Source organism: Bradyrhizobium sp. (genome assembly GCF_035570375.1).
Lineage (GTDB): Bacteria > Pseudomonadota > Alphaproteobacteria > Rhizobiales > Xanthobacteraceae > Bradyrhizobium.
In genome coordinates this window covers 1-25,435 of record NZ_DATMLW010000155.1, presented here as the reverse complement: position 1 = coordinate 25,435, position 25,435 = coordinate 1, and the positions used below count along the sequence as shown (strand labels likewise).

Below are 25,435 nucleotides of genomic sequence, written 5' to 3'. Positions count from 1 at the left end.
GAAGACGAGAATATCGGCGTCATCGCGTGCCGCAGCGATCCCAGCCTGGATCGCGCGACCATAGCCGCGCCGCGGCTCGACGATCACGCGAGCCCCCGCGGCTTTGGCGCGCTCGGCGGTGCGGTCCTGCGAGCCTCCGTCTACAACGACGACCTCGCTCACATCTTGCGCTCGCACCGCAGCTACGACCTGACCGATCGCCGTTTCCTCGTCGAGGCACGGTATGATTGCTGAAACCACGGGCACCTGGCGCAACGAGAGAGGCTTCACTTCGATCTCCTGGGTCGCTGCTTTCACAGGCTCCAGCGCAGGCCACAATTGGCGCAGCTAACCGGGGGTTTGTCCGAAAGGAGCGCCGCACGAAAGTCCCGATACGCGCGCCCGTTCCAAATATCCGGCAGGGACTGCTGCCCCGCATGGCCGAGGGTATAGTTGTCATAACCATGCTGCGAAAACGGCGCGATGCAGCAGGGCAGGGCGCGGCCATTGGCGGTGAAATACATCAATGACCACGGCCGGCGGCAGAGCGACCACGGCGAAACGTCACCGCTGCCCTTCAGACTTAGGCCCGGCTCACTCGCTGCGCCCGACGCACTGAACGTTATGCCAAGGGAACGCGCCAGCTCTTCGGCCTGCTTCAAGTAGGCCGCGTCTTCCTCAGTAAGGCGTTCGAACAGGGCCTGATCGGGCCGTGCTTTGCCGATCGCCGATTCATTGAAGAACACGAGTCGTTGCAGATAGACCTCCTTGACACCAATTTCTGCTGCAAGTTTCACAAACGCCGGGAGCTGCTCGACAGTCTCCTTCAGGCCGGTGAGCCAAACCGAAACCCGCGGCCTGGTCTGTCCTTCCCGCTCCTGCAGCTCGCGAAACGCGCGCACGTTGCGAATGATACGGCCAAAATAGTCCTTGCCGCGGATCGCCTTGAAGCTCTCGCGGTTTGACGCGTCAAATGATACGCGCAACTCATCAAGCCCAGCGTCGATCAGCGCACGGCCGTTGCGCTCGCCGAGGACCGTTCCATTGGTGTTGAACAGGACGTAAACGCCGCGATCCTTGAGGTACCTGACCATTCGAGGCAGGTTTGCGACCAACATTGGTTCGCCGACGCCATGCAGGACTGCCCGCGCAAGGCCGGGGACCTGGTCGACAATCGCCGTGAAGAGGTCCCAGCTCATGTCGGCTGGCGGCTCGAGCTCCTCGTAGGTGCGCGGGCAAGTGGTGCACAAGAGATTGCAGCGGTTTGTCACTTCCAGATAAAGGCAGACCGGCGGTCGGGCGGCTACTTCGGTGCGCTCACCCGCGACCGACTCGTGATAGCGGCGCGGATCGAACGGCGCTTGAGTGACCGACACTTTGCCGGAAGGACTCATTGCGATGATCCTGCATCGGCGGTCCGCTGCATTCGGGTCCGCCAGGTCGTAAACGCCCAAGCCAGGATGAGACCTCCGAACAGAATTGATTTTGTCACCATCCTCGGAATGTAAAAATCCCAGTCCAGTTGTTCGGACAGGAGGAGCGCGGCGATCGAAACGAGCCAGGTTGGAAGCGAGCCACAAAGAGCAACAAACGGTGTGATGACCAAAAAATACCAGGGATAGTTTGGCGACAATAACAGTAGGGCGAGGAGTAACAGCATGTTGATGCCGTCGAGCGTGGGCAACATGGTTCGATCAGAACGACGGGCCACCGAGAATCCCTTGAACAGGAGCACAATCGCGGCCACGACGACGTAACCGACAACATCGCCCGGGTGCTCGCCAAACACAAGGCGCCAGAGCGACAAAAGCCAAATGTCGTTCCCGTCTCTGATGCCCTCTTCCACCATGTAGCCCTGGGTCAGGAATCCAAGGACCCCCCAACCGACTGACAGATAGGGAAGATAGGAAAGCGCGATGGCTGCAGTAACAAGCAGCGGCATTTTCAGGTCCCATGGGCGCCAGATCCCCGCAAGTACGGGTGCAGCGATTGGCTTTACCAGCATCGAAAACGTGATCAAGACGGCCCCGCGGAGCGCATGACCGGTCAGGGCAACCCACAGGCCAAGCAGCATCAGCGCTACCATGAGCGCATCGACATGGCCGCTGTTGGCAATCTCCCATAGTGGAAGCGGATGCCAGACATAAGCGACTATGCGCGTTGCCGGGCGGTTCATGCGTCGCAGAAAGCGATTGATCAGTATTACAGTGACGAGCTCGCACCCTAGCAGGGCGAGACGCATCGCTGTCACGCTTTCACCGATGCGGGTAACGATGAGGAAGAAAAACTGCGCCACCGGAGGATAGATCGTGAGGGCAAAATCGGCGCGGTTGATATTGGGAAAGATTGTCGCGTCGCGCAGAAACGCTAGCGCTCCATGGGCTGGGAAATAGCGGTACGGATTTATGCCGGCGGCCTGAACCCTCCCGTCCCAGATATAGCGATAGATATCACTGGACAGAAGCGGATCGAATAACAGCACATAGATCCTGATCGTGATTCCAAATCCGAAGATGAGCCAAAGCGCGCGATCGGCTGGTGCGCGCTCTGCGGCATGCGTCGCCGCAATGGTCAGCAATCCTGCGACGATGGTCAGAGCGATGAAGGCATTGTCGCCGTAATCCTGGAAGGCAAAGGGAGTTACCAGGGTCAGACCAGCCAGGGCAACACCGATGCCGGCCAAGAGATAGAGCGGAGGCACGTCGTTGGCGGCCCGCGCCAGTCGACTGAGTTGAATTGCAACAGCGCCCGGCATTGGCTCTACGCGTTTATTTGCGGGCCGGCCTCGAGAAAAGCCCGGCTCGCGGCTGCAAATCCGCCGTCACGAAAGCGGGTTGAACGGCCGGCCAGTTCGTCCTGCAGCCAACGCAGCGTCTTGACGTCGTCGACATCGTACCATTCCGGAAGGAGCGTCGTGGCGAGTCCGATTTCGGCGGCGCGCTCGCATGTAGTGCGAGCGACAGTTTCTGTTCCCCATGCGATCTGCGTAAACAGCTGCTTGTGTGGGTGCTTCAAACCGATGAGGTAATAGCCGCCGTCGCTCGCTGGCCCAAGCACCATCCTGTCCCCCGGCTCACGCAGGGTTTTAACAGCCTGTACCAGCAGGTGAGTTGGCAAGGTCGGGCTGTCGCCATTGACAAGCAGGACACAGTCATGTCCGGCAAGCAAAAGAGCGCGCGTCGCGCCAATCAGCACGTACCCCAGGTCATCGCCGGCCTGTAGTAACATCCCGAACCCTGCGGGCAGCAGCTGCTGCATGATGTGTTCGGCTCCCGCGGGAGCATAGACGCCGTAGCCACGTCTGCCGAGCGTCTCCGGTACTGCCTCGATCGCTGCGCCAACATCTCGGACGAAGCAGGCAGAGAGCTCCGATGCGGCAACTTCGCCAATGGCAGTGGCAAGCCGCGTCTTGGAACGGCCGGGTTCCGGCGCCTTGCAAATGATCCCGATCGCCGCGACGCTCACGGCGGGAGCCGGGACCACAGGCGATCAGTGGCGAGCGCGATCAATTGCAGCGTGTGACGGCTACCGTCCGCTTCGCCCTTTTCAAAATTCTCGTCGATACGGCCCATTTGATCGATCACCTGAGCGACTACAGGACAGGCTTCTGGCAGAATGTGACGATGATGTCACAAACTGCCGGGCCACCTGACAAGATAGGCTCCAATAGTGTATTAATCACAGATACCACCTAGTGTCCCGGTTCCGAAGTCCGCATGACGAACTCGCTGCAATAATGATGCGGACTTCTGAACCGCCACACTAGTGGGTAGGTAGATTGTGGCAAAGGATTAGTTTCCGGCCACCAGGGTGTTTTGATGGTGAGGGCCGTCATGAATCACGAGACCGCAGTTTCCAAGACCAAGGAGATCGCCGATCGCATCCTCGCGCCAGCAGCCAGGCAAAACGACAAGGATGCTCGATTTCCTTCCGACACAATTACAGCCCTCGGCTCGGCTGGATTGCTGGGGATCATGCTCCCCGGCGAGGTGGGCGGGTTGGCTCTGGGACCGCGAACTTTCGCTGCCGTCATCGCGACACTTGCCGAAGCGGACGCCTCCGCCGCGATGGTTTATTTGATGCACGTGTGCGCCACCGCGACGATCGCCGCGGCCCCTCACGGTGCTGCAGTCGTGCAAACGCTAAGAGAAATTTCAGCCGGCCGACACCTGACTACCCTGGCATTCAGCGAAGCCGGATCGCGCAGCCATTTCTGGGCACCTGTCTCGCGGGCCAAACGCAATGGCGCCAACCTGTACATAACGGCAAAGAAATCGTGGGTGACGAGCGCAGGCCACGCCCAAAGCTACGTTGTCTCGGCCCTGGCTCCTGAAGGGAAAGGCCCGACGGATTCGACTCTTTACCTTTTCACCAGTGGTACGCGAGGACTGTCGGTTGCGGGCCCATGGGACGGCTTCGGGATGCGCGCCAACGCTTCCGCGCCGATGATACTGGAGGATTGCGAGGTCGAGCCCGGCCTCCAGCTGACCGACGACGCCGCTGGCTTTAAGGCGATGCTGGAGATCGTACTTCCGCTGTTCAACCTCGGAACATCGGCGGTTGCGCTGGGCCTTTGCCGCGCCGCGGTGGCAGAAACGGCCGCTCACCTGAAGACCGCTCGCTTCGAGCATTTGGGACAGACGCTCGGAGAGAGCCTACCGACCCTTCGTGCGCAGCTTGCCACGATGCAGATCGACACTGACGGGCTCGCGGCACGCATCGATGACCTTGTCGATCATCTGGAGCGCCCCCGGGATACGACGGTGTTGCGCGTGCTCGAGAGCAAGGCGTCGGCAGGTGATGTTGCCATCGCCGTCACCTCGGCAGCGATGCGGGTTTGCGGAGGCGCTGCGTTTTCCAAGCACTTGGCCATCGAGCGATTGTTCCGCGACGCGCAAGCGGGCGCCGTCATGGCGCCGACGGGCGATGTTCTGCGCGAATTCATCGGCAAAGCCATTTTGGGAATTCCGCTGTTCTGACTGGATAGCGCTGCGATTCTTGGCAGCGCTCGGGCGCAATTGATCGCATTCAAACACTGTGAAGCGGGAAGCAATCATGAGCCGGACGATCTGGGTAGGTGCCGTCGCATATGATCCCAAGGTGGTGGGTATCTGGGAGGGCATGCGACGTTATTTTCACGACGAAGCACATCTACCGCTCGAAGTCGTGTTGTTTCAGAGCTACGAGGCTCAGGTCGCCGCTCTCCTGGCCTCGCCTGGCGAGCCGCTGCCACGCATTGACATCGGATGGAATACGAACCTCGCCTATATTCAGGCCGATGCCTGGAGCGAACACCGTTGCCGACCCATCGCGATGCGCGATACCGACGTCGGTTGGATGACCAAGATCGTTGCGGTGACCGGTGGACCGGTCGCCAGGCTTGCCGATCTCAAGGGCCGCACGCTTGCTCTCGGCAGCCGCGACAGCGGCCATGCGGCAATCCTTCCGACTTATTTTCTCCAGCGCGAGGAACTGGTTGAGGAGAAAGACTATCGAACTCTTCGGTTCAACTCCGACCTCGGCAAGCACGGCGACACCGGTACGAGCGAATCCGATGTGGTTCGCGCGGTTCTCGATGGCCGCGCCGATGCTGGCGCTATCGGTAGCCCATTCTGGAACGCGGTGCGCAGCGAGCGTCTCGTGCCCGAAGGTGCACTCACCGAAATCTGGACCTCGCGGCCGTATAATCATTGCATGTTTACGGCTCGATCCGATCTGGACCCCGCGTTGGAGCGGCAGTTTGCCAAAGCATTGTTCGGCATGAGCTACGACAACCAGGCGCATCGACCTGTGCTCGAGGCGGAAGGGCTGCGCCAATGGATAGCGCCGCAGCTCGAGGGGTATGCAGAACTACGGGAGGCGTCCAGGCAGCAGGGATTTCTGACGCGGCCCTCGGCTTAGCGGGCGTGACAAGATCCAGTTGCGCTCTTTAGGAAATTCAGCGGTCTTGTCACGCGCAATTGAAAATCCTCGCCAACCGGCGCTGATGCTCATTTTCGCGATCGAAGGCACGGCGTACGGCTGCGAAGGAGTCAGCAAGCGGAAAGATCTCGCGGCTGACCAGCAGGTCGTCATCCTCGGCTCCGACCGGATGCCAAAAGACGCCTTCCGCCGTTAGGGTCACTTCGGGAACCAAGTCGGCTTTTGCCAAAGCGATACCCTGTATCGCGGATCCTCGCAGGGCAATTCGCCTGATGACCCGGTTCTCCTCGCCGACTTGGTGGACATCAAGGAAGCTGCGGAATTCCTCGGCCTCCAAATCAGTCGACACTGTTGCCGCCAATCGTACCCGGAAACCTTCGGCGCGGACCAGCTCGATCCCCTTCCATGTGCGCGCCCATGTCCCCTTTCCACGATGGCTCTCGTGAAGCTCCGGCGTTGGGCTGTCGAGGCTGATCTGGAAAGTCACGCGCTCGCGCGACAATGAGCGCAACGTTGCGAGCCTGCTCCCTGCAAACAGCATTCCATTGGTGAGAACCGTGGTTGGCGCCGCCGCAGCGCATGCAGTGATGATCTCGCCAATATCCGCCAGCATGAATGGCTCACCGCCGGTAACAAAAATCTCGTTTACGCCGAGTTCGGCCGCCTCGATCGCGATTCGCCGCACCCGCTCGATACCTAGCGGCCGCCGCGGCGCTTTGGGTGACGAGCGCACGCAACAATAGTCGCAGCTCAGATTGCAGTCGAAATTGGTGTAAAGCCAGAGGCGTGATCCGAGGGGCCGATCTTCTCCCACATTCTCGGGCGCCTCGCCATACCGTAGCACCCAGCGCGTGAGGCCTTCTTCATTTCTGGTGTCGACCAAGGTGTTGCGCGTAAACCGACACCAGGTCTCAAGCTCGGGGCCGATGCCTGGATCGCCGCTAGTCACCGCCACAAGATCGCCCTTACGAATATGGCGCAGCGCAGCTATCAAATCCGGCAAAAGACCTGACGCAAATGTCTTGCTGCCGGCGTCGAGTTCCACCTTGACGTTGGTTGTCGTGCGCAAATCCGTAGTCCTTCAGACGTCTGACCGCACAGCAGTTTCGCACCAGAAACCATCCCGTCAAATCACAACGAACGCGCTCGATCAGCGAAAAGCGCCGCAAAATCGACCGAGATCCCAAACCTCCCGCTCGTAACGGTCTGGTTGTCGGTTCAAGTTCAAGTCTCACCGAAATGTCGCCTCTTGGTCCAAAGCTGGTGCTTACCGAGCAAACCGAGAAAGCCAAAAGGAAGCGCAGAGGGCTTGCTTCGATTACGCAATGGCCCTTGATCATCCCGATCTAGCATTCCCGTTCGAAGACGAAGTTGATTATGAGAAGCTTACGTTTACAGAACTCAAAGGACTTAAACATGTACAGAACTCAAAGGACTTAAACATGCGCCAAAAATAGGTGCCTGCGAGCGCTTTTGCGAGAGCCTAAAGCTGTCGGGTGTGACGTAGCGGTAACACCGGGCCTGCTGGCATCCTGCTATGCTGCCCATAACAATATTTGAGGCATTCCATGAAAAAAATCGTTGTCGGTTTTTCCGTTCTCTTGGGGCTAATGGGTGCGCAGGCGCTCGCGGCTGATCTGCCTCTCAGATCTCCGCCCCCTGTGGCGCCCCTATTTACTTGGACGGGTTGCTATGTCGGTGGACAAGTTGGCGGCGGCTGGGGACGCGAGACCGCCTCTGCTCCGGTCCTTGCCCCGGGGATTTCTGTTACAGGTGATACCAGCGGCGTGATTGGAGGCGGCCAGATCGGCTGCAACTATCAGTTCGCACCGACTTGGGTGATCGGAATCGAAGGTGATGGTTCGGCCACCTCACACGAACGCGACTGTCTTGGGGATTACCGGGACCGCACATGCTCAAACGGACTGGATAGCGAGCGTCACCGGGCGTATCGGCTGGGCAGTGGATCGCTGGTTCATCTATGCAAAGGGTGGCGCAGCATGGGCCGGTGATAGGTATTCGGCAGACGTGCCAATCTTTGTGGAACATATCGAGGCGAACGAGACGCGGCCAGGCTGGACCGTTGGCGGTGGCGTCGAATGGGCTTTCTCGCAGAATTGGTCTGCAAAACTCGAGTACGACTTCTACGACTTCGGCACACGCAGCGTCACATTCACCGGGACCATTTTCGGCGTCCCCGAAGTGGTGCCGGGGATCAACATCAAAGAGACCATCTCCACCGTGAAGTTCGGCATCAACTATCGCTTTGTTCCGTAACCCGGCAAGAACAGGATAACCCTGCTTAATAGCCCAAGGTCTGCGCCCCAGGTCTGTCCCAATCGAAATCGGGCCGCACGTCAGCACCCCGCTTGCCACAAGCTGAGCATGTGAACTCAGGCTCGAGATCAGACAGGCGAACATCATCGTGCCATCGATCGCCGCCGGGAGACTCTGCATCGCGGCAGCGACTCAGGTATTAGTATCAAGCATGCAATGGAAAATGGGCGACTGGCACAGCGAGGTAGCATATGCTGCTTTTCCTCCTCCTCCCCTGGATGTTCTTTAAGATCTTCACGTCGTCGTCTCTGCCGGCGCTTGCGTGGGCAGGATGATCCGATGGCCTCATCGCGCGGCCATCGGTCTGCGGCACCCGCGCAATAGATCAGCATGCCGCGCACACCGGCGGAACGCATTTCAGCAAACGTGATCTTTTGCAGGCGGCTGATCCTAATGTTTTCGTCGCCACCAACCAAGCCGCGTTCGCGCGGCGGTTTCTGCGGACCTCTCGCTAGTGCGCGGCTCGTTTTCGGCACCGCGCTCCATAGTCGAAGCGATGGACGGCGATTGGTCGTCCAACTCGCGGAACCGTTCGATCCAGTTCCTGATGCTTGGCGGTAACTCAGGCTCTACCCTTAGCGACGCTTGCAGTCGTTCGCCAATCTCTCGTGAAATTGCCAGACTGTGACGGTGGTCAATTCAATGCGGTTGTGCATAGGAGGACCTCCCGTGTGAGCGGGTCCAAACTGAAGGTCTCCAATCCCTATCCACGATCGCGCGGGACCACGTTCCCTTGGAGCCGAGACCGCCGCCTTTGGCTATCTTCGCAAACGCTGTTTTTTGAACAGCGGGTCCGAGAAGACCTTTGGCTATCCGCGACATGCGCCGTCGTTGGTAACGGCGAGCGGCGGTCTCTCAGACTAAAGTCGCGGCGGGGGCTTTCGTTCCGGCTCCACATCTGGCTCACGCGGACTAACATCCCCGAGAACCTCGTGAGTTCCTGTTTCGGAACATCAATACCCAATCATCGCTTATCCCAATCAAAGTCAGGCCGAACGTCGGCGCCCCGCTTGCCGCAAGCCCATTGCGGCAGGTTGCTCGGTCACAATGCCCAAATCCAGCGATGGAGCTCTGAACCCGAGATGATACGACGAACTGGCTGATGAGCGTTCAGAAATGTGCCCGCGATGATCTTGCTTCTTTCGGAGAGCATCTCCTTCGCATATTGCTTGGCTTCAGCCTCCGTTGGAAATGTCTTCGTCTCTCTGGCAAATGGTGCGAGTCGATGCCCTGATCTTAGAGCTTGAACTGAAACGAACCAATGATTGCTTACGGTACGCCTGGCCATGATGGCCGACTCCGACTGACAAATAACGCCCAGCTCGGCTGGGCAATGTTGTCGTGATTGCGTCGTTTCCGGTAGGCAAAAGGAGTAGTCCACAAAAACCCTTGGTGAGTGCGCCCGGCTTGTTCGAAGTCGGGTCGCACGTCGGCGCCATGCAGAGCGCGTTCTTCGGGTGGCGCCGACGGGTCTATTGCAGCCAACTCCTGGGCGCGTCGAAGGCTGAGGTCTCAACTACACTGATTCGATCCCGCTGCGCCGTACTCGGCGGCATTGTTCTGCCCGGGATGCCCTACCGCGCCAGGAGACTCCGACATAGCCATCCGTTAACTTTTTGGGCAAACGGCCGTCGCTGTATCGTAACAGCGACGGCTTTTTGCCGCGGACTTGCCGCTAGATCGACTGAAGAATCACATCTGTTGAATCGTTGGTTTTATTTGAAGGAGATTTGAAGTGGGTATGGGAACGGTGAAATGGTTCAGCGCGACGAAGGGCTATGGCTTCATTAAGCCAGATGGTGGCGGGGCTGACGTGTTCGTCCATATTTCGGCTGTTGAGAAGGCTGGATATGCCGGTCTCGCCGAGGGCGTTAAGATCAGCTACGAGCTTGTGACGACGCGAGGTGGCAAGACGGCTGCCGAAGACCTCCGCATCGGCTGACTGCCTGTCGCATGACCCTTCGAAGTACTGCGTTTGAAGCGGACGTAATTCGCTGCGTCCGATGCCAAAGGAAGGCTGAGCTTATGCTCAGCATCAACAGCCCAAAGGACGGCCGGACGCTTCGCATATTTCGCTGCGAATGTGGGAAACTAACATCGGCTGCAAACAGCCCTCTAAAGTAAGCGAAGGCTTCGGTCCCGCGCTTACACATCCGACGCAGGCTTCATACTCGCTGCTTCGGCACGCCTTCGGCGGAGGCTGTGTGCTGAGCCGCCGAAATCCCTGCAAGGCAGGTTCCAATGAAGATCGTCCTTGTCGTTGGCCCGCTATTTATTGCACTCGGGCTTTTCTGGTTCGGACAAGGGGTGGGATTGCTCTCAGGATCGCACAACGCTGTGCTTGTCGATGTCGGCGCCGACGTCACTGCCTTGGGGATCGGCCTTGTGTGGTTCGCGTTGCGGTAGTCCAGGATTGGCTGGCACCGATCGGCCGGCACCCGACTGCCCGAGGCGGGTGGTCAATTTGATTGTGCCAGACTGCCCGGCTGGAAAAGAGACGGTTCGGAGCGCCGCAGGTTTCGGTCGCGCCTCTCTTCGTAACCGGCAAAGGCTGGCGACTACAACGCGAGAGATAATTCGACAGTGTTGCAGTCGCGCATGTTCTCAGAATCGCCCATTGTTGCCATCATCTATTCCAGCCGGTTCACTTGACCAGCGCACTGGCTAGGCTCGGCACACTTTCGGCGGGGGCTGTGTGCCGGGCCGCCGAATTAAAAGGCGTTCATGAACGAAATCCTGATCCTGGGCGCCCTCCGGTTCAATATCGACGCATGGAGCCGGGAATCAGAAGCATCGTCGACGCGTCCGCCTTCGCAACCGCAAGGCGCTCGATGACCTGAGAGCGCATCGGGGAAGATTGATCGCTGAACTGGCGATCCCAAGCCTCGCACCCTTCGGCGACGACCTCGCCGTTCTTTGGATCGATGCATTCACTCTCCTTTGATGCTCTTGTGATGGTCGCGGATTTTTCAAAACGAATGTTCTTGTGATGGTCACGGAATTACCAAAACGAGTGTCATGCCTTACGTGATCTCGAGTAACCAAAAACGAGGCAATTATGCGCAAGATCGTTCTCGCTTTTCTCGGTGCAGCCTTGATGACCACAGGGACTGCCTACTCAAAAGAGCGTCATCACGTCCGTGATGCGAGGCTGTTCACAAGCCAGCACTTCCGCAACTCCAATGCTGGTGAGATTCCCGCTCTGCCGGAAACGAACTATTCCAGTGAGGCAGGCGCCTGGGGGAGCATGACAGGCTTTAATTGAGCTTCGCTCGCACCGCCTCATCGAGGATGGTGATCCCGTGTTGATGCGGTCTCCGGGTTTGGGTCCGGGGCCGCCTCAACTTTTGGCGACGCCGCGAAGAAAAATCCAGCGCCTCGCAATTGCTCGAAACCCCTGCAAACAGTCTATTTTCTGTGGCCTCTGGCCTGACCGCCTCACGGGCCGGACTCGGAAGCGCGTAGAGGCGCAGCCAAACCACCGTAATTCGCTAAGCCGTGTCCGATTCACCACCCAGGTTGATCGTCAAGCGTTGAAGGACCTGCAACGGCATCAAACAAGTCGATCAGGTTCCCGCAGCAGGCGTCTCCGGCCTCCTTGGCATTCGAAAAACGCCTCACGAAGCTGCGGCACGTTGTCGCTTCCCATAACCAAAATTGGGAAACAGGCAGGCAGGCGATTCAGGCTAACAGTTTGATTTCGTTGGTGAGCGCGCTGGGGATCGAACCCAGGACCCCGTGATTAAAAGTCACGTGCTCTACCGTCTGAGCTACGCGCTCGCTCGCCGCGCTGTGTAGGGGGCAGCCGGTTGCCGGTCAATAGCGCACTCAACGCCAACAACCGCGCCAGCCTGAAGATTCTGCCTGTCAAAAAGCCCTCCTCGAGCGCCGCCTGCCAAACAGGCGCGCGCCCTGTCAACTCGCCTCCCGGCGGATTTCGGAGGCGACGGGCTGGGACGGGCCTGCCACGGTTGGCATCGCCACAGGTCGCAGCCCGATCAGTTCGGCCGTCCGGATGCCGGTCTCGCGCCAGAAGGTAAACGAGTTGATCCGTGAACTCTCCAGGATCGCGATCGCCACCGCCGACAGGAACGGCAGGCTTTCGAGCACCAGCACCACCGCAAAAATATAGATTTCGCGAATTTCCTTGAAGTTATTGGTGACGACAAGAACGGCTGCGCCGACCAGAAGCAGTACGCCGATCACCGCTTCCCAGAACGCCTGGAATTCGATCGACATCCGCGACAAGCCGCCTTTGGAAGTGCGTGAGAACGGAAGATGTTCGGTGATGAGGCCATTGGCGACTGCCCGCGACACCGTCCACTGCACCGACATCGCCGCGACCATCGCGCCCAGCATCTGTCCCCATTTCACCGGCACGCGCAGGCGATAAAGGATGAGGAAATGCAGGAGTGAAACCACAAAGGCGGCGATGATCGGCAGGGTCAGGATCTTGTCGGGAATGGCAATGTCGGCGAAGGCGACGATCGGCACCCAGATCAGGTTGAGGATGGCGACGAGCACCCCGAGGCTTTCGGCGCCCAGCCAGTTCAGCCAGCCCAGCAGGAACTCGCGTCTCTGGTCGCGCGTCAGCCGGCTTTCGCCAGGCAGGAAACGCCGCCAGTGCTTCTTGACGATCTGGAAACCGCCATAGGCCCAGCGGTGGCGCTGTTTCTTGAACGCCTCGTAGGTATCCGGCAAAAGCCCGTGGCCATAGCGGGTATTGGTATAGTGAGTGAGCCAACCTTGCTCCTGGATCGCAAGCCCGAGGTCGGTGTCCTCGCAGATCGTGTCGCTGGACCAGCCGCCCGCCATGTCCATCGCCGCGCGGCGGATCAGGCACATCGTGCCGTGCACGATGATGGCGTTCTCCTCGTTGCGCTGAACCATGCCGATATCGAAAAAGCCGGCATATTCGCCGTTCATGACGTAATGCATCAGCGAGGTGTCGCCGTCGCGATGATCCTGCGGGGCCTGCACCAGACCGACGCGGGGATCGGCGAAAACCGGAACGAGATCCTTCAGCCAGTCCGGTTCGACCACGTAGTCGGCATCGATCACGCCGATGATCTCTGCATCGGCCGCAGTGCGCTCCATCGCAATCCGAAGCGCGCCGGCCTTGAAGCCCTCGACCTTCTCGGCGTTGACGAACTTGAAACGCTCGCCAAGCGCGCGGCAGTGATCCTGGATCGGTTGCCAGAACGCCGGATCGGGCGTGTTGTTGATGATCACGACGCATTCGAAGTTCGGATAATCGAGCCGTGAGATCGCATCGAGCGTCTGCTTGAGCATGTCCGGCGGCTCGAAATAAGCGGGAATATGGATCGAGACTTTTGGATGGGCGCCATCGGTGACGGCGACGGTGTCCTTGACCAAGAGGCGGCGCGGCCTTCGGCCAAAGGCGATGGCGGCGATTTCCTCGACCCTCGCCATCGCGATCAAGACCAGTGGAACCAGCAGGATCAGGCCGAGCGTCAAGGCAAAGGCCGAGCCGAAGACGAAGTAATGGCCGGCCCAATAGGCGAACACCGTGGCGGCCCAGGCGCCAACGCCATTGGCCGCGGCGGACAGCAGCAGCGCCTGCATGACGGTCGGCTGCGCCAGCGCCAGGATCGGCAGCGACAGCAGGATGCCTACGAGGAGCGCAATGGTTGCAAGCTTCCAGTAATCAGGATTGACGATCGGTCCGGTCCAGCTGAATTTCGGTTCGCGCGCCGCGTTCAAAATGCCCCAATAGGGTCCGACGCCGCCTTCAAAGAATTTCCAGGGCTGATCGATCGCCTCGACGATGTTGTAATCCATGCCAATGGCTTCGGCGCGGGTGACGAAATTGCGCAGCACCGAAGCCTGCTCGAAGGGGCCGGGGACAGCGTTGCGCAAATTGTAACCGCCGCTCGGCCAGCCGAACTCGGCAATCACGATCCGCTTTCCCGGAAACTGGTCCCGCAACAGCTGAAACATCGCCACCGCCTGGTCCACCGCCTGGCCGGCGGTGAAGTTTTCCCAGTAGGGCAAGACGTGCGCGGCGATGAAATCGACAGAATAGGCAAGCTGCGGAAAGTCGCGCCAGATGTTCCAGATTTCGCCGGTCGTCACCGGCACGTTGACCGATTTCTTCACCCGCTTGATGAGTTCGATCAGGTCGTCGACCTTCTGCTCGCCGCGGTAGATCGTTTCGTTGCCGACGACGACACCGATGACGTTACTGTTGCGTCGGACAAGATTGATGGCGGCATCGATCTCGCGCTCGTTGCGATCATTGTTCTTGTCGATCCAGGCGCCGACCGTGACCTTGAGGCCGAATTCGGCGGCAATCGGCGGAACAAGCTCGACGCCGCCGGTGGATGAATAGAGACGGATGGCGCGCGTGATCGTGGAGAGCTTCTTCAGGTCGGCGCGAATTTTCTCGACGGTGGGAATGTTGTCGACGTCGGGATGGGCGGTTCCTTCAAACGGAGCATAGGAAACGCTCGGCAGAATACCGCGGAAATCAGGAGCCTGTTGCTTTTCCTGGAATATTCCCCAAAGCGCAGCGTGAGCAGCGGTTACAAACACCAAAACGGCGACGACGGCGCGCATCGCAACTAGACCATACGGGGCCTGCAATGGAGACAAGCGAACCCGTCCCCTAGGTTCGGCCGACACGGGAGCGATTCTGAAGATAATCCTGCCACGTGATTTAACAACTGGTATGACGCAGTGGCGTTTTAAGGGCGCGCCGTGTCAACCCGCCGATATCAGCAGCGTTCCAACACCCAGGCCGGCTATTTTGCCGGAGCGGCCTGGGATGCGGCTGGCGTAGGCGAAGGGGAGGCGGCCGGCGCCGCGGCGGCATTGCCGGCCGTGGCCGGGGGAGCAGGGGATGCTGCCGCCGCAGCCTGGGGCTGGGCGTTCGGGTTGATCCAGCAGGCGTGGACCCGATCATCCAGGCTCTTTTGCACCTTGTCGTCGATTTGCGCACCAAACCGCGTCAGGCAGCGGAAGGTGGCCTGGACATGCCCGCCGGGGCAACCGAAACGATCGTAAAGGTCGAGGTGGCGAAAGGCGGTATCGAGGTCGTCGCGCCACATCAGGCGAACGACCCGGCGGCCGAGCCAGACACATTCCGGGTTACCGGCGGGGCCGTTGATCGCTTGCGCAGCTTCCGCAAATTCATCCGTCCTGCGCTGGTTGTCCTTGGCGGCTTCGGCGCTGCCGGCGGCTGGTTTGCCGGACTGGTCCTGATTGGCCGGGGCTCCACTTTGGGCAAACGCGCCGCCGGCGCCGATCAGCAGTGCCAACCCGGAGACGGCGAGGTGACGCAAAACCGCAATCTTGAGCTGAAGCACCCGCTGACGCATGAATTCCCCGATCTTGTTCCTGCCCGTCCTGCCGCTACGCAATGCCGTTCAAATGGGTCTCCAATGCGGCGAAGCGGTTTGGCGCAATCCCATGACGGACATTTTGGATTTTGTCCAGCAAACTCACAACTTTATCGCGCTGTGGTAAAAGCGCACGGCGTTGCCGGGCCAGCGATTGCCGCCGTTCCTGCTCTTGGCAGACGGCCAGCGACCGGCTAATCGACGATCACTACTGGAGCCGATTTGCCGTTCGCTACCCCTTCTGCCGCGAATCCTTCAGGCGAACGTCAAATCGCGAGCTCCACTAGCATTAATATCTTGCTGGTTGTCCCTTGATTCTGACATTCGCGAACTTGGCTCCGCATATGGGAGCGAATGCTAGATTCGGACCACTAGTGTCCCGAATCCGAAGTTCGCCGCGTTCGCGGCGGTTTCTTTCGCGAACTTCGGATTCGAAAGGACACTAGAAATCTATGATTCTAGTGTGGTTTAGGTTCAGAAGTTCTCTTGACGAACTCGCGGCGACAATGAAGAGAACTTCTGAATCACCACACTAGCCGGAGGACGGAACTGATTTCTCGACGCACGCCGCTGGCGCTTCTCCTGATATCCCTAGGTGCGATTGCCGCGGTGTGGTGGTGGCTGGCCACGCCGATCAATCTGGCGCGCGCGCCGATCGATCCGGATGCCAGGCTGCAATGCGTATCCTACGCCCCGTTCCGCGGCGAGCAGTCGCCGCTTTCGCCGGCGACGCAAGTGAGCGCGGAGCAGATCGCGGAGGATCTCGCCCAGCTTGCCAAGATCACGGACTGCATCCGCACCTATTCGACCGATAATGGGCTGGATCAGATTCCCGAATTCGCGGCGAAGGTCGGGCTGAAAGTCATTCAGGGAATCTGGCTGTCGAGCAATCGCCAGAGAAATCTGGCGCGGATTTCGACCACCCTCAGACTCGTCAAGGAATATCCGTCGACGATCACCGCGCTCGTGGTTGGCAACGAGGTTTTGTTGCGGGGAGAAATGACTGTATCCGACCTTGCCGCCACGATCCGCTCGGTCAAGGCGCAGGTCTCCATCCCCGTCACCTATGCCGACGTCTGGGAATACTGGCTGCGCAACCGGGAAATCTACGACGCGGTCGATTTCGTCACCATTCACATCCTTCCATACTGGGAGGATTTTCCGGTCCGCGCCAGGTTTGCCGCTGCCCATGTCGACCAGATCCGTCGGCGAATGGCAGTGGCATTTCCCGGCAAGGAGATTTTGATCGGTGAAACCGGCTGGCCGAGCGAAGGACGGATGCGCGACGCGGCGCTTCCCTCCCGTACCAATCAGGCCCGGGTCGTCTCGGAAATTCTCGACATGGCCAGGCGCGAAAACTTCCGCGTCAACCTGATCGAGGCTTACGATCAGCCGTGGAAGCGCCAGCTCGAGGGCACGGTCGGCGGATATTGGGGTCTGTTCGATTCCGTGCGGCGAGCACTGAAATATCCACCCGGCATCGCAGTCACCAACTTTCCGTCCTGGAAGCTTGCGACGGGAGGCGGAATGGCGCTGGCGATCCTGGTGTTCGGCTCGGCCTGGCTGGCGTTGCGCCGCAGGCCCTGGCAGCCACGGCTTGCTTCCTGGTTCGCCGTGGGAATGTCGGCAACGACGGGCGGGATCCTGTTCGGGGTCGCCGCCCGCAAGATGTTCATTGAAAGCTACGGAGTGGGTGGAGCGCTGCTATGGGGCTGGCTGCTGGTGGCCACCACAGCCGCTCCCCTTTTCGGCGCTCATGCCCTGATGTCCGGCCGCGCGTTGCCGACCTTTGTTGAATTGCTGGGTCCGAAGGAGCAAAGGAGCCGATCGGTCCTGACGATCATGCTTGGGCTATCACTGATCGTGACGGTCGTGATCGGCGCAGAGACGGCGCTCGGCTTCGTGTTCGACCCGCGCTACAGGGATTTCCCGTTCGCCGCATTGACCATGGCGGCGATCCCGTTCGCCGCCCTCACGCTCCTCAATCGCCCGAAGGAGGGAACGCGTCCGGTTGCCGAACAGGTATTTGCTGGCTTGTTCGCGGGCGCGGCGGTCTACACCGGCATCAACGAAGGACCGCAGAACTGGCAGTCGCTGTGGACCTGCGCGATCTATCTGCTGCTTGCCGCTACGCTGTGGCAGGCGCGGGCCGCGCAAATCCCAAAATAAGCAGCCCGATCGCAAGACCTGACAGGGCGACGTTGTAAAGCACGACGCCAAGACCGGCGGCGATCAGGCCGCCCGTGAGCAGGACGATCGACGGCCGGATGACGTGAAGCGTCGCGATGATCAGCGCGACAACGCCAAAAACCGAATTTCGAAACAGATAGGTCGCCAGCGAACGGGCCTTGCAGAGCATGGTCTGCAAACCGGCATCGCAGGCGAGCGCCTCGCCGGAAAATTCGATCGCAAGATAGCGGATATAGAGCGCGTAGCCGACGGTGACGAAGCCAACCACCAGCAGAAACTGCACTTGATAGGGCGTGAGCCGAAACGGAGTTTTCTTCACGGGCCTGTTTTCCGAAAACCAAGAGCGATACGCCGCGTAAGTCTGTCGGGAGCAGCCGTACCCGCTTTTCCAGAAGTGGCAAGCAAGATTTTGCGCGAGGGCCGCAAGAGACCTCCGGAGCCGGTTACCGCGCGTCAGCAGTCCGGGAGAAACCTTCTGCAAGCCATTGAGAATGAAACAATTCTTACAGACCGAACTTCTATTGGCGCCGGCCGAAAATCTGCGAAAAGCTCGATTGTTCGGGTTTCTGGCCCGGCTCTTCGTTGGGCGCCGCTCGCTTTGGCGCATATCGCTTTTGGGCGGGTTTGACGTCGGGAGCAGGCGTTGCATCCGCGGCAGGCCTGATAGCTGCCGCCGGCACTGCAGGCATTTGTTCGTCGGCATTCATCGTCAGGCGCTGGCCTTCGAACACCGTCGTCGCGCAGGTTCGATCATTGGCCATCATCGCGGCACAGACTTTGGCTGCCGCCGCGGCATCATTGATCGGACCGGCCACAAGCCGAAGCTGCATGCCGAGCCCGTTGCGGTTTTCCTTGATCACGATGATCGGTCGCAAGTCGGCGAGCGGCGCGTTCGACCTCGATTTGAGCAGCCCGCGCCACAGCGCTCGCAAGCCGGGGATCGAGTTCGCACCCCCGACATCGACTCCAAATTCGGTTCGCTGAACCGCGAGCTTTGGCACTGACGGAGCCTGGTCGTCTTCCGTGATCTCCTCGGTTGGCGATGCCGAAGCCACCACGTCCGGCATCGGCGCTGCCGTAATGACCTTCTGCGGTGGAAGCGGTTCGATCAGCTTTCCGGCTGCCGGATCGGGCGGCCCCATCATGGATTTCGAGGCCACGAGCGAGGTGGATGGCGGGATTGCAGGCGGCACCGTCGGCGTTGACGGAGCTGCTGCCGAAGGCGCCGGGGTCGGACCGGGCTCCGCACTCGAGGCAACGATTGGCGGCTTTTCGACTGTCGCCGGTGGACTTCCGGCCATGGGGGATACGACGGGGGCGGCCGCAGGGGGCTTTTGCGGGCTCGCCGGCGCTTCCGTCGGTTGCACGGGCGCTGGCACGGCCGCAGCGGCAGTGGCCGTGGTGGAATGAGCCGCGGCCGGGGCAGGCGGGGCGGCCGCGGCATTGGTGGAAGCACTGCTTGATGAAGCGGCGTTTTGGGCGGCGGCACTTTGAGCCGTATTCGGAGGAATGACGCTCGCGGAAACGGCCAGTGTGCCACTGGGCGGGGATGGGGGTTGCGGATTCTGCCGAGATATCGCGCCGGTCACCGAATCCAGGCCTTGCTCCAGGACCCCAATCCGCGCATAGAGCCGATCTCGATCGCTGTTGAGCGTGTCGATCGCCGATGCCAGCCGCCGGGCTTCGCTCTGGTTCTCTCTGGCGACCTGTTCGATCTGCTGCGACTGCCGCGCCAGGTCGGCGGAAGCTATCTGCTCATGCCGCATTCCAAGCTGGCTTGCGAGAATGGCCACGACCACCGCGCCGACCGAACCAACCGCCCAGGACCCGAGCCGCCACAGCGTTCGCCGGTCGAATTCATCCTCCTCGGCCAGGAGCCCGGAAAGCACGCCGCCCGAGTTCTCGATCTCGAAAGGCTTCTCCAGATTGCCGGAATCCTTTGCCATGGCAAGTTTAGGGTCCTGACCGAATCAACCCAGACATTAACAGGAATTCTCCCCTCATCCTTAATCCCGGCCCCTTATGGTTGCAAATCCGCCTTATTCCAAACAGTGCAAAAACGCTTTATGACCGCGCACATCGAAGAACTTCGGGGAAATTTCGGATGACCACCGGCAGGACTGCCGTCACCATCGTGCTTGCGGCCGGCGAGGGAACGCGCATGCGCTCCGCAAGCCCCAAGGTCCTGCACCCGGTTGCGGGGCAGTCGCTGTTGTCGCACGTGCTGGCCGCAGTCCCGAATTCGAGTGCGCTCGCGGTGGTGGTGGGGCCGGATCACGATGCGGTGGCAAGAGAAGTCAGGCGCGTGCGGCCGCAGGCGTCGATGTTTGTCCAGCGCGAACGTCTGGGAACGGCGCACGCGGTGCTCGCCGCACGCGGTGCCATCGCGGCTGGCGCGGACGATCTGCTCATTGCCTTCGGCGACACGCCGCTGATTTCGGCGGCGACATTCGAACGGCTGCGCGAAGCCCTCAAGAACGGCGCCGCTCTTGCCGTGCTCGGCTTTCGTGCCGCCGATCCGACCGGCTATGGCCGGCTTGTGGTCGAAAACAACCACCTGGTCGCGATCCGCGAACAGGACGATGCCGGCCCGGCGGAGTGCGCGATCAGTCTTTGCAATGCCGGCGTGATGGCCTTTGACGGAAGCAAGGCGCTTGCGATTCTCGAAAAGATCGGTAACGCCAACAGCAAGGGCGAATATTATCTGACCGACGCGGTCGCGATCGTTCGCGACCTGGGATTGGAGGCTGTTGTGATCGAAACCAGCGAGGATGAAGTGCGCGGCATCAACACCAAGGCTCAACTCGCCGAAGCCGAGCGAGTGATGCAGACACGGTTGCGCAAGGCGGCACTTGATGCCGGCGTGACCATGATCGCACCGGAGACGGTCTTCCTTTCCACCGACACGACGTTCGGCAACGATGTGACGATCGAGCCGTTCGTCGTGATCGGTCCCGGTGTTTCGATCGCGGACGGCGCGGTGATCCATTCCTTCACCCACATCGTGCATTCTTCGATCGGAAGGAACGCGCTGGTCGGACCGTTCGCGCGCCTGCGACCGGGAACGTCGCTCGGCGAGGGCGCCAAAATCGGCAATTTCGTCGAGGCGAAGGCCTCAACGCTCGATGCCGGCGTCAAGGTCAATCATTTGAGTTATATCGGCGATACGCATGTCGGCGCCCACGCGAACATCGGCGCGGGCACCATTACCTGCAACTACGACGGCTACGGCAAGCACAAAACCGAAATCGGTACCGGCGCATTCGTCGGCACCAATTCCTCGTTGGTGGCCCCGGTCAAGATCGGCAGCGGCGCCTATATCGGTTCGGGTTCGGTCATCACGCGCGACGTGCCAGATGACGCCATGGCCGTGGAGCGCGGCCAGCAGATCAATCGTGAAGGTGGCGCCAAACGGTATCGCGAACTCAAAACGCGCAACAAGGCGCCGAAGAGCGGAAGTTAAGGTTTCGGCTTAACGCTGTTTCAATCGGCAATATTCTCGTAGTTTCCTGCAAGATCAACGGTTTCCCACTCGCCGTTTCCCAATTTTGTTCCATGGGCGTTCACTGGAGCGCACGCTCTTTAGGTTTGTCCTGGTGACCTGCTGATCGCTCGCCAGGTAGGGTTAAAGCCTTCACGGACATGCCCTGCCGTCAGACGGTTATCGCGGGAGCCGCTTTAGCAATCTGCCCAGCATATTGACGTGCCGAAGCAGGGCTAAGCCCGCCTTGGTGCTGCCGCCGTGCCGATAATTGCCGTTGCGCTGACCCTTGGGAGCGCCACCACCGGCACCACCGTGCATTCTGCACGTCCGCTTTCCGCGAACGGCAGGCCCTCGGCAACGCTCGCCAGACTGTTTAGATTTCGCCTGACAACGAGGGGCGGTATTTAGACGAAGAGTGTCAAAACGTGCTGATTTCTTCGGGCGCATGGGGTTGAGTCACAAACATAAAGCCGACGCGGCTTGGACCCCATATTCTAGCACGTTCAGAAGGTTTATATTTTACGGAATAAATATGAGGAAAATACTCCCTCGATATATTTGACGAATATTCGTCAGTATTTTTATTCCCAGCTTTACAGCGATCCTGAAGCAGGCCGAGGTCTGCTCTGCATCCGATAAAAAGTACTTTGGGGGGTGACGAACGAACGCAATTTTATGGGCCCGCTGACACGTTTCGCGCGGACGTGAGGGACCACATCGCTTACCAGAAAAACTGACCGCTACAACCCCGATACCTGGACTGATCGGCTTCTGTTACACAACCAGCTGCCTTTTTTTGGGGGCAACGCGCGTTCGCCCCCAGTGTCTGATCATGGATCAATCAACACACCGGGATTCATAATGCCCTTCGGATCGAGTTCACGTTTGGCGCCCCGCAGCGCACGGGCAAAAAGTTCGGGCCGCTGCCTGTCATAGAACGGCCTATGGAACCGGCCCACCGCATGATGGTGGGTCGTCGTACCGCCATGCTCGACAGTCGCCGCCGTACAGGTCGTCAGCACCGCCATGAACTGGTCGAGCATGATCCGCTTGTCGAGTATGCCGCCAAACGTGAAGTAGAGGCACGGCCCGTCGGGATAGACATGCGTGAAACGGCAGGTGACCGTACCCTGGCGGCCCGTCACCTGCCTGATGGTATCGTGGGTGATCTTCGTGATCTTCGCGTGGAAATCGCGGAACCGCTCCCATGTCATCGAGGTCTCGAAAGTCGAGGAGAGCAACCCGCGCGCGACCGCGTGTTCGCTGTAATGGGGAGCGCGGATAAATTTGTTGCGCCAGGCGCCGGCGGCGCCTTTGCGGTGCGAGTTCTCTTCGTCCACTGCTGCGGCATCCGGGACACCGCCACTATCTCGGCAGATTTCGAGCGCGCGGGCCATCCAGGCATCGAGCGGGTGGTCGGCCGACTCGAACGTGAGCATCAGCACGGCCTCTTCGTTCTCCCATGGGATATTAGGCAGAGCCTCGCGCGCCTCGAGCAGCCGGCAGTTGGCGGGATAAAGGCCAGCCTGCGTGATCCCGCGCACAGCGTCAGCTCCAGCATAAAAGTTCTTGAAGCGCACGCTGGTTGCGGCGCGGAAAGTTGGCTTCTTACGCAGCCGCACCCATGCTTCGGTGATGATGCCGAGGATACCCTCGGAGCCGATGAACATCCGATCGGGGCTTGGACCTGCACCGGAGCCCGGCAGGCGCCGCGTCTCAAGGGTGCCGACCGGCGTCACCACCCGCGTGCTCTCGACGAAATCGTCGATGTGGGTGGTAAGGGTCGCATAGTGACCTCCCGAACGCGTGGCGATCCAGCCGCCCAGCGTCGAGCAGCGGTAAGCCTGCATGTAGTGGCGCATCGTGAACGGCGTCTCGCGCAACTGGTCTTCGATGTGAGGCCCGTAAACGCCGCCCTCGATACGCGCAGCGTGACTTACCGGATCGACTTCCAGCACCTTATCCATGTGGCGCATCGAGATCGTCACGACCTTTTCGAACTCAGCCGCAGGTTCGATGCCCTTCACCACGGACGAGCCGCCGCCGTACGGAATGGCTTTGGCGTCGATCTGGTCGCACCAGCCGAGGATGCGCACGATGTCCTGTTCATTGTCGGGAAAGGCCACCGCGTCAGGCGGATTGGGCACCGAGCGCAGGAACATGCGGCAGGCGTCGAACCAAGCCTTGCCATAAGAGTGCTCCAGCCGCGTGAGATGATCGGTGCGAACGACGGGTTGCAGCGCGGATGGTACGACAACGCGTGACGGACGCAGCGTAATCTCTTCAGCCTTGGGCGGCGGCGTGACGTCGAACCCGGAGAGCCCATATCGCTTTGCGACATCTGTTTCCCAAGGCTTGATTTCGTCCGGGGTCAGATCCTCGTCGGCATAGCCCCAGGCATAGAATTTTTTCCGCCGTCTCATCTGTTCCTCCGGCTGATTTCCTGACCGGGATAGTTTCCTTGATCAGCGCGATGTGACGATAGTCCCAAAGAACGGCAATTCGCAGAAGTTTCTTGGATTGTTACGGCTGCGATGTCAGTTGTGGGGGTCAATTTCGGAAGTCGGACAACTTCCGGGACAGGTCCGTTCCTCCCTCAACAACGGACATGCCCCGACGGCATCGGCATGTCGGTTTCGTGCCAAAAAGGGACTCATGCACTGCACAAATTTCGAGAAGAATGCTGGTACCCACCTCCATGACACTCACCGTGCTGTGGACGAGCCGTCCACAGCGTCAATGGCGGAAATTGGTAATTCCCTTTCAGTGCCGCGCGCCAACGCCTTTCACACGGCCAAGCAAAGCCATCAGATCCGCAACTTGAATGTTTTCGAGAGAATGCACGGCATCTTTGATCTCGCGGCACGTCCCTTCGTCGGCGTGACCGGCCGTGAGTCTGTCGAACTTTTCGACGGACTCCTCCCACGTGAAGGGACGGGAGGCGAGCCCTGGAAAATCCTGAACCTCGTGTTCGATGACCTTACCGTCCTGTAGCCGGACGACAATCTTGGCAGGCATCTTCGCAGGATATTGGTCGGTGAATTCCTGATCCGGCCGGACCGAAACCTTCTTGAGGAGCTGCTGCACATCGGCGCGCATGATGCGGTCTGGCTCGAATTGCGCCGGCATCACATCGCCGTCAAGCAACGCCACCGCGAGCAAGTATGGCAGACTGTGATCCGCCTGTTCCTTGGTCCTGACGACCTTGTCCACGCCGTAGAGGCCGCCGCCGGCAAAATCATAGGCGATCCGGATCACGTTGGCCTCGATCGAAACTACCTTGCCGGGGTCGAGTTTGTTCTGTCTGACGAGTTCGACCATGCAATGGACCGCGGACTGCGTATGGATCATGGAGTTGTACTTTTTGATGGTGCTCTCCAAAACGCCCTCGTAACCTTGCTTGTCCCAGTCGATGTGTATCTGCATGTGCAGCAAGTTGTCGATGCCGTTGGGGCCTTCTATCACCTGCAGCGGTCCTTCCACGCCGCGACGTGCCAGAAACAGGGTGTTCATTGCACCCAGCGCTGACTGCGCTGAGGCCAACCCTTTCCACTGCGATAGCGGCTTGGCCCGCACGACGGCGAATGAGGCATCGCTCACCGCTGCCATGGCGATGGCATCCGCAATCTGCGGCTCGCTCAGGCCGAGCAGCTTGCCCGCAGCGGCATTGAGCGAGAAAGCGAGTTGTGCGGTGTGATCGAAGCCGCGCGTCATGAAGTTAGCGTGATCAACAAAGCGCGACTGCACTGTGTACGCCAGCGCCACTGCCAGCATTAGGTCGCGCCCGCTACCGCCCACATAGTCAGCAATGGTCAGCGCCACACCAAAGTTATCGGCTGTATGGCAGGTCTCGGTCGGCGCCAGGAAATTGTCCATAAAGTCCACGTAGCGCACCAGCGCGGTGTGCCAGAACGCTGCGAAGATTGGGTTGGCGTTGCCCCCGCTGATCAGCGCGCACGGGCCGTTGCCGCCGAAATCCGCGACTTGTGCGCGGCAGGCCTCGACCGGGCCGGCACCCAAGGCGGCGATACAGCAACCGAGCGAGTCGAGAATGTGTACCGGCAACTGCTGGCGCGACTGCGCCGAGAGATCGGCGAACGAGGCGCGAGCGGCATATTTGGCGAGGGCTTCCACTTGGGTCATGGCAAGTCTCCTTCCGCTG

General features: G+C 60.0%; 20 protein-coding genes and 1 tRNA gene. 8 read left to right on the top strand and 13 right to left on the bottom strand.

Going from position 1 to position 25,435, the window contains the following annotated elements; all coding sequences use genetic code 11:
* The 4 genes from VNX23_RS16885 to VNX23_RS16870 all read right to left on the bottom strand — a co-directional run.
* Positions 1–270, bottom strand: a 270-nt coding sequence (locus tag VNX23_RS16885) for a glycosyltransferase (RefSeq protein WP_325631833.1), incomplete at its 3' end; no start/stop codon positions are given.
* Between the two features lie 23 nt (positions 271–293).
* Positions 294–1,373 (bottom strand): radical SAM protein, encoded by a 1,080-nt coding sequence (locus VNX23_RS16880; RefSeq protein WP_325631832.1) that lies wholly within the window; start codon positions 1,371–1,373, stop codon positions 294–296.
* Positions 1,370–2,662 carry a hypothetical protein gene (locus tag VNX23_RS16875; RefSeq protein ID WP_325631830.1) on the bottom strand — a complete coding sequence of 431 codons (1,293 nt, stop codon included), beginning with the start codon at positions 2,660–2,662 and terminating at the stop codon, positions 1,370–1,372. Before VNX23_RS16875 ends, VNX23_RS16880 begins: the two co-directional genes overlap by 4 nt.
* A 77-nt stretch (positions 2,663–2,739) precedes the next feature.
* Positions 2,740–3,444 carry a TIGR04282 family arsenosugar biosynthesis glycosyltransferase gene (locus VNX23_RS16870; protein ID WP_325631829.1) on the bottom strand — a complete coding sequence of 235 codons (705 nt, stop codon included), beginning with the start codon at positions 3,442–3,444 and terminating at the stop codon, positions 2,740–2,742.
* 368 nt (positions 3,445–3,812) lie between these two features.
* On the opposite strand from VNX23_RS16870, the gene VNX23_RS16865 reads away from it, so the two are divergent.
* Positions 3,813–4,958 (top strand): acyl-CoA dehydrogenase family protein, encoded by a 1,146-nt coding sequence (locus VNX23_RS16865; protein WP_325631827.1) that lies wholly within the window; start codon positions 3,813–3,815, stop codon positions 4,956–4,958.
* A gap of 76 nt (positions 4,959–5,034) precedes the next feature.
* The gene (locus tag VNX23_RS16860; RefSeq protein WP_325631825.1) at positions 5,035–5,880 is read left to right on the top strand and encodes a phosphate/phosphite/phosphonate ABC transporter substrate-binding protein; all 846 of its coding nucleotides are present in this window, start codon (positions 5,035–5,037) and stop codon (positions 5,878–5,880) included.
* A gap of 49 nt (positions 5,881–5,929) precedes the next feature.
* Here the strand turns inward: VNX23_RS16860 and VNX23_RS16855 are convergent, their stop codons facing one another.
* A complete protein-coding gene (locus VNX23_RS16855; RefSeq protein ID WP_325631823.1) occupies positions 5,930–6,970 on the bottom strand; it encodes an Rv1681 family radical SAM protein in 1,041 nt (346 codons plus the stop codon).
* Between the two features lie 788 nt (positions 6,971–7,758).
* Here VNX23_RS16855 and VNX23_RS16850 point away from each other — a divergent pair.
* A complete protein-coding gene (locus tag VNX23_RS16850; protein ID WP_325631837.1) occupies positions 7,759–8,178 on the top strand; it encodes an outer membrane protein in 420 nt (139 codons plus the stop codon).
* 1,102 nt (positions 8,179–9,280) lie between these two features.
* Here VNX23_RS16850 and VNX23_RS16845 read toward each other — a convergent pair.
* Entirely contained in the window at positions 9,281–9,526 is a 246-nt protein-coding gene (locus VNX23_RS16845) for a hypothetical protein (RefSeq protein WP_325631822.1), read from the bottom strand.
* A 447-nt stretch (positions 9,527–9,973) separates the two neighbouring features.
* On the opposite strand from VNX23_RS16845, the gene VNX23_RS16840 reads away from it, so the two are divergent.
* The 3 genes from VNX23_RS16840 to VNX23_RS16830 all read left to right on the top strand — a co-directional run bounded on the left by VNX23_RS16840 (position 9,974) and on the right by VNX23_RS16830 (position 11,503).
* Complete coding sequence (locus VNX23_RS16840; RefSeq protein WP_325631820.1) at positions 9,974–10,180, top strand: cold-shock protein; 207 nt, start codon at positions 9,974–9,976, stop codon at positions 10,178–10,180.
* Positions 10,181–10,479: 299 nt separating this feature from the next.
* Complete coding sequence (locus VNX23_RS16835) at positions 10,480–10,644, top strand: hypothetical protein (protein WP_325631819.1); 165 nt, start codon at positions 10,480–10,482, stop codon at positions 10,642–10,644.
* Positions 10,645–11,296: 652 nt separating this feature from the next.
* Positions 11,297–11,503 (top strand): hypothetical protein, encoded by a 207-nt coding sequence (locus VNX23_RS16830; RefSeq protein WP_325631817.1) that lies wholly within the window; start codon positions 11,297–11,299, stop codon positions 11,501–11,503.
* Between the two features lie 439 nt (positions 11,504–11,942).
* Here the strand turns inward: VNX23_RS16830 and VNX23_RS16825 are convergent.
* The 3 genes from VNX23_RS16825 to VNX23_RS16815 all read right to left on the bottom strand — a co-directional run bounded on the left by VNX23_RS16825 (position 11,943) and on the right by VNX23_RS16815 (position 15,578).
* Positions 11,943–12,018: transfer RNA gene (locus VNX23_RS16825), tRNA-Lys, on the bottom strand.
* A 135-nt stretch (positions 12,019–12,153) separates the two neighbouring features.
* Positions 12,154–14,817, bottom strand: coding sequence for a glycosyltransferase (locus tag VNX23_RS16820; protein ID WP_325631816.1), 2,664 nt, complete (start codon positions 14,815–14,817; stop codon positions 12,154–12,156).
* Positions 14,818–15,002: 185 nt separating this feature from the next.
* The gene (locus tag VNX23_RS16815; RefSeq protein WP_325631815.1) at positions 15,003–15,578 is read right to left on the bottom strand and encodes a beta-1-3, beta-1-6-glucan biosynthesis protein; all 576 of its coding nucleotides are present in this window, start codon (positions 15,576–15,578) and stop codon (positions 15,003–15,005) included.
* Positions 15,579–16,118: 540 nt separating this feature from the next.
* On the opposite strand from VNX23_RS16815, the gene VNX23_RS16810 reads away from it, so the two are divergent.
* Positions 16,119–17,768, top strand: coding sequence for a beta-(1-6) glucans synthase (locus VNX23_RS16810; RefSeq protein ID WP_325631835.1), 1,650 nt, complete (start codon positions 16,119–16,121; stop codon positions 17,766–17,768).
* Here VNX23_RS16810 and VNX23_RS16805 read toward each other — a convergent pair.
* Together VNX23_RS16805 and VNX23_RS16800 are read right to left on the bottom strand one after the other, a co-directional pair.
* Complete coding sequence (locus VNX23_RS16805) at positions 17,728–18,108, bottom strand: hypothetical protein (RefSeq protein ID WP_325631813.1); 381 nt, start codon at positions 18,106–18,108, stop codon at positions 17,728–17,730. The two genes, VNX23_RS16810 and VNX23_RS16805, sit on opposite strands and share 41 nt — an antisense overlap.
* Positions 18,109–18,307: 199 nt before the next feature.
* A complete protein-coding gene (locus VNX23_RS16800) occupies positions 18,308–19,735 on the bottom strand; it encodes a hypothetical protein (protein WP_325631811.1) in 1,428 nt (475 codons plus the stop codon).
* Between the two features lie 158 nt (positions 19,736–19,893).
* On the opposite strand from VNX23_RS16800, the gene glmU reads away from it, so the two are divergent.
* Positions 19,894–21,252 (top strand): bifunctional UDP-N-acetylglucosamine diphosphorylase/glucosamine-1-phosphate N-acetyltransferase GlmU, encoded by a 1,359-nt coding sequence (gene glmU / locus VNX23_RS16795; protein WP_325631809.1) that lies wholly within the window; start codon positions 19,894–19,896, stop codon positions 21,250–21,252.
* 851 nt (positions 21,253–22,103) lie between these two features.
* Here the strand turns inward: glmU and VNX23_RS16790 are convergent.
* Entirely contained in the window at positions 22,104–23,696 is a 1,593-nt protein-coding gene (locus VNX23_RS16790) for an FAD-binding oxidoreductase (protein WP_325631807.1), read from the bottom strand.
* Between the two features lie 340 nt (positions 23,697–24,036).
* Positions 24,037–25,416 carry an MmgE/PrpD family protein gene (locus VNX23_RS16785; RefSeq protein WP_325631806.1) on the bottom strand — a complete coding sequence of 460 codons (1,380 nt, stop codon included), beginning with the start codon at positions 25,414–25,416 and terminating at the stop codon, positions 24,037–24,039.
* Positions 25,417–25,435 lie beyond the last annotated feature (19 nt).